This is a genomic window from Parvibaculum sp., assembly GCF_040882025.1.
Classification (GTDB): domain Bacteria; phylum Pseudomonadota; class Alphaproteobacteria; order Parvibaculales; family Parvibaculaceae; genus Parvibaculum.
In genome coordinates this window covers 1-4664 of sequence record NZ_JBBECC010000093.1, presented here as the reverse complement: position 1 = coordinate 4664, position 4664 = coordinate 1, and the positions used below count along the sequence as shown (strand labels likewise).

Here is a 4664-nt window from a genome sequence, read left to right as displayed (position 1 = left end):
CGACCTGCACCGCCGCGAGCCCGATGCCGGGCGCGGCATACATGGTCTCCAGCATGTCGTCCATGAGCGCGCGCAAGCCGTCATCGACCTTGTCGACGGGCCTGGAGACCTCTTTCAGGCGCGGATCGGGCGCCGTAATGATTTCGCGTATTGCCATGGGCCTTGAGATAAGCCCGGCAGGCTTTTGGGTCAAGGCGCGGGAGCGGACCGCGCCGGGCCCGGATGGCCCGGGAATCGGGTTATAGTCGGCCCGGTAAACGGAGAAAAACATGAACGATATGCTGGCTTTGGGCCTTCTGATCGGCGGCGCAATCGTCCTGGCGGGACTGCTTGCGGGCCTCATCTTGCGGGGCCGGGGCGCAGGCGACACCGCCGGAGAAGCGGTGGCCGAGCTTGCCCGGCAGCAGATCGAGCTGGTGGGGCGTCTTGCCGCGATGGCGGACAATCAGGCGCAAACGCGCATTGAACTGACCCAGACCATCAACGAGCGGCTCGACCAGATGGGCCAGCGCATGGGCCAAAGTCTCGAAGCGTCTGCACAGAAGACCGCCGAGACGCTGGGCACACTGACGACGCGGCTTACCGTCATCGACGAGGCGCAGAAAAACATCACCGAGTTGTCGAGCCAGGTGGTCGGGCTTCAGGACATCCTTGCCAACAGGCAGGCGCGCGGCGCTTTCGGCGAAGTGCAGCTCAACGACATCGTCAGCAATGCGTTGCCGCCTTCGGCCTACAGTTTCCAGACGACGCTGGGAAACGGAACGCGGGCCGACTGCCTGATCATCCTGCCCAATCCGCCGGGCCCCATCGCCATCGACGCAAAGTTTCCGCTCGACGCCTATCACATGCTCCGGAACGCGAAGGACGAGGCGGAGCGCGTCATCGCCGCGCGGCAATTCCGCGGCGACCTCAACAAGCATGTGACCGCAATCGCCGAGAAATACATCGTGCCCGGCGAGACGGCGGAATCGGCGCTGATGTTCCTGCCGTCCGAGGCTGTCTATGCCGAGCTCCACGCCAATTTTCCCGATGTGCTGACCAAAAGCTATCAGGCGCGGGTCTGGATCGTTTCGCCGACGACCTTGATGGCGACGCTCAACACGGTGCGTGCCGTGCTGAAAGACGTCGAGATGCGCAAGCAGGCCGGCACGATCCAGAAATATGTCGGGCTGCTGATGCAGGATGTGACGCTGCTCGGCAAGCGCGTCGAGAAACTCGACACGCATTTCCGGCAGGCGGAAGGCGACATCAACGATATCAAGGTTTCGACCGACCGCATCAGCAAGCGCAGCGAAAGAATCCAGGAAGTCGAGATGGGCGAGGAAGGCGCGGCAGAGGCCTTGCCGGGCACCGCGACGCCGGGCGGCCTCATTTCAAGCTGAAGATTCGTGCATATTCCTATATATTGACACAAGTAGTGTCATATTTTTCGGAATGCGGGGCGGTATTTCTTTGCTAGGCTCGCGCTCTACTCACACGCCCTTGGGGGGCGCCGAACGGGCAAGGGGGACGGGCAATGCAGGCCATCAGCGATTTCGTCAATGCGTTGAACAACGTTTTGTGGGGCTGGCCGATGCTGGTCGCGCTGGCGGCGACGGGCGTTTTTCTTACCATTGGCCTGCGCTTCGTGCCCTGGCGAAAGCTACCGGAAGCCCTCGCCCTGTCGGTACGTCCGTCGCACGGCGCCGGCGACATCTCGCCCTTCCAGGCCTTGATGACCGCGCTCGCCGCGACCGTCGGCACCGGCAACATTGCCGGCGTTGCCACCGCCATCTATTTCGGCGGGCCGGGCGCGCTCTTTTACATGTGGGTGATCGCGCTTGTCGGCATGGCGACGAAATATACCGAAGCTGTGCTGGCGGTGGCCTATCGCGAAGTCGACGAGCTCGGCAATCATGTCGGCGGACCGATGTATTACATCAAGAACGGCGTCGGCGCGAAGTTCCCGACGCTGGCGCTGGTACTGGCGCCGGCCTTTGCGATTTTCACGGCGCTGGCAGGCTTCGGCATCGGCAACGGCGTGCAGGCGAATTCGGTCGCCCATGCCCTGAAGGACAATTTCGGCGTGCCGGAGATCGCGTCGGGCCTCGCCATGATGGTCATGGTCGGCCTTGTGCTGGTGGGCGGCATTCGCCGTATCGGCGAGGTGGCGAGCGCGCTGGTGCCGACCATGATCGTCGTCTATATCGGCGGCGCGGTCGCCGTTCTGGTGGTCAACTATGAGGCCATTCCGGCGGCGCTGGGGCTCGTTTTCCAGCATGCCTTCACCCCGACGGCCGCCGAAGGCGGCTTCATCGGCGCGACCGTGATGCTCGCCATCCGCTGGGGTTTCGCGCGTGGCATCTTTTCCAATGAAGCAGGCCTCGGCAGCGCGGCGATTGCCCATGCGGCGGCCAAGACCGACGATCCGATCCAGCAGGGTCTTGTCGGCATGGTCGGCGTCTTCATCGATACGCTGATCGTCTGCACCCTGACGGGCCTTGTCATCATCACGTCCGGGCTCTGGACCAGCGGCGTCAACGGCGCAGCGCTGACAAGCGCGGCTTTCGGCGCGGCATTGCCATGGGGCGGCGCGCTTGTCGCCATATCGCTGGCGCTTTTTGCCTTCACCACACTTCTCGGCTGGTCCTATTACGGCGAACGTGCGGTGGAGTTCCTGTTCGGCGTCAAGGCGATCTGGCCCTATCGCATCGTCTGGGTTCTCGCGATCCCGGTCGGCGCGGTTACAAGCCTCGATCTCGTCTGGAACATGGCCGATGCGCTGAATGCGATGATGGCGCTGCCGAACCTGATTGCGCTGTTCATCCTGGCGCCGGCCGTCTTCACGATGACGCGCAACTACTGGGCGAAGGACAAGGGTTAGACGGGCCGGATTTCAGAAGGGGCGGCGCGACTTCATGGCGGCGGCGAGCGTGCCGTCGTCGAGATAATCGAGTTCGCCGCCGACCGGCACGCCATGCGCCAGCCGCGTGACCGAAATGCCGAGGCCCGAAACGCGGTCGGTGATGTAATGCGCCGTCGTCTGGCCGTCCACAGTGGCGTTCATCGCCAGGACGACCTCGGTGATTTCGCCCGCGCCCAGCCGCTCGACCAGCCTGCCGATATTGAGATCGTCGGGCCCGACCCCGTCGAGCGCCGAAAGGACACCGCCCAGCACATGGTAGCGGCCCTTGTGTGCGCCCGCGCGCTCCAGCGCCCAGAGATCGCCCACTTCCTCGACGACGCAGAGCACATGCGGATCGCGCGTCGTGTCCGCGCAGATGGCGCAGGGGTCCTGCGTGTCGACATTGCCGCAGGCCGAGCAGATACGCGCCTTCGCCGCCGCTTCCGCCATGGCATCCGCCAGCGGCGACAGCAACGTCTCCTTTTTCTTGATGAGCTGGAGGACGGCGCGCCGCGCCGAGCGGGGGCCGAGACCCGGCAGCTTCGACATCAGCGCAATCAGCCGTTCGATCTCGGGGCCCGTAACCGCCATCGAGATCAGAGCCCGAAACCGGGCGGAAGCGGCAATCCGCCGGCGACGGATTTCATCTTCTCGGCGGCCAGTGCGTCGGCCTTGTGCCGGGCATCGGCGGCGGCGGCCACGATCAGATCCTCGAGGATTTCGCGTTCGTCCTCCTTCATCAGGCTCGGATCGATCGACACTTTCCTGATCGCGCCCTTGCCCGACATGACGACCGCAACCAGCCCGCCACCGGCGCGGCCTTCGACCTCGGCCGCTTCGAGTTCGGCCTGCATCGATTCCATGCGGCCCTGAAGCTGCTGCGCCTGCTTCATGATGTCGGCCAGATTTTTCACTCGTCAGGCTCCATGTCTTCCAATACGTCTTCGGGGGGCATTTCGGGCGGCAACGCATCGCCGGCCGGAAAACCGGGCTCGCGTACCTCGACAATCTCGGCGCCGGGGAAGACGGCGAGTGCCGCCTTGACCAGCGCGTCGGCGCGGGCGCGATCCTTCAACATTTCCTCATGCGTCTGCGCCTGTTCGCGCAATGTCGGCGCGGCATCGGCGGCGTTGCGGGCGAGCGAGACCAGCCAGCGCGCACCCGTGGCGCGAGAAAGTTTTTCGGAGAGCTCGGTCAGGATCGTATTCGGTGTGCCCTCAAGAAGGCCGAGTTCGATGCGGCCGGGCTCGAAATGAACGAGACGCACGCCCGCTTCGAGCGCATGCTTCAGCCTGATGTCGCGATCGGCACCGACCAGCGCCACCACGTCCTGGAAGGTCCGGATGCTGACGGCGGGCGCGGAAGATGCGATCGCCGCCGTGGGTTCATGCGTTTCCGGGCGTGCGGCGGCGACAGAGCGCAGTTGCGCGCGCGGACCGCCGCTGTCGCCTGAGGGCACGGGGCGCGCGGTTGCGCGCGGCGCGGCGCCTCCCGACTTCAATTGTTCGATCAGTTCTTCCGGACCCGGCCCATCGGCGACATAGGCAATGCGCACCAGCACCATTTCGGCGGCCGCTATGGGCCGCGCGGCGCCCTGCACTTCCGTCAGCCCCTTCAACAGCATCTGCCAGACGCGCGACAGGACACGGATCGGCAGGCGCGCCGCCATGTCACGGCCGCGGGCCCGCTCGGTTTCCGACATGGCGACGTCGTCGCCGGCGCCCTCAACGAGCTTCAGGCGCGTCAGCCAATGGGTCAGTTCGGCGAGGTCGGAAAGGAC

Annotated in this window: 5 protein-coding genes and 1 pseudogene; 2 read left to right on the top strand and 4 right to left on the bottom strand. The window is 65.0% G+C overall.

All coding sequences use genetic code 11. The features are described from left to right. The coding region (locus WEB61_RS06685; protein ID WP_368063555.1) for a peptide deformylase at positions 1–157 on the bottom strand (157 nt) is incomplete at its 3' end. A 112-nt stretch (positions 158–269) separates the two neighbouring features. Between WEB61_RS06685 and WEB61_RS06680 the strand changes: the two genes are divergently transcribed. Together WEB61_RS06680 and WEB61_RS06675 are read left to right on the top strand one after the other, a co-directional pair. Continuing rightward, on the top strand, positions 270–1382 hold the full coding sequence (locus WEB61_RS06680) for a DNA recombination protein RmuC (protein ID WP_368063553.1): 1113 nt from the start codon (positions 270–272) through the stop codon (positions 1380–1382). Positions 1383–1516: 134 nt separating this feature from the next. After that, positions 1517–2863: an alanine/glycine:cation symporter family protein gene (locus WEB61_RS06675; RefSeq protein WP_368063552.1), complete on the top strand. Its 1347-nt coding sequence runs from the start codon at positions 1517–1519 to the stop codon at positions 2861–2863. A gap of 12 nt (positions 2864–2875) precedes the next feature. Here WEB61_RS06675 and recR read toward each other — a convergent pair whose 3' ends face one another. The 3 genes and pseudogenes from recR to WEB61_RS06660 all read right to left on the bottom strand — a co-directional run. After that, positions 2876–3481, bottom strand: a complete 606-nt coding sequence (gene recR / locus WEB61_RS06670) for a recombination mediator RecR (RefSeq protein ID WP_368063554.1) — start codon at positions 3479–3481, stop codon at positions 2876–2878. Then, positions 3481–3798 carry a YbaB/EbfC family nucleoid-associated protein gene (locus WEB61_RS06665; protein WP_368063551.1) on the bottom strand — a complete coding sequence of 106 codons (318 nt, stop codon included), beginning with the start codon at positions 3796–3798 and terminating at the stop codon, positions 3481–3483. Before WEB61_RS06665 ends, recR begins: the two co-directional genes overlap by 1 nt. Then, positions 3795–4664 (bottom strand): annotated as a pseudogene (locus WEB61_RS06660) (DNA polymerase III subunit gamma/tau); the annotation flags it as partial. The gene WEB61_RS06665 and the pseudogene WEB61_RS06660, both read right to left, overlap by 4 nt.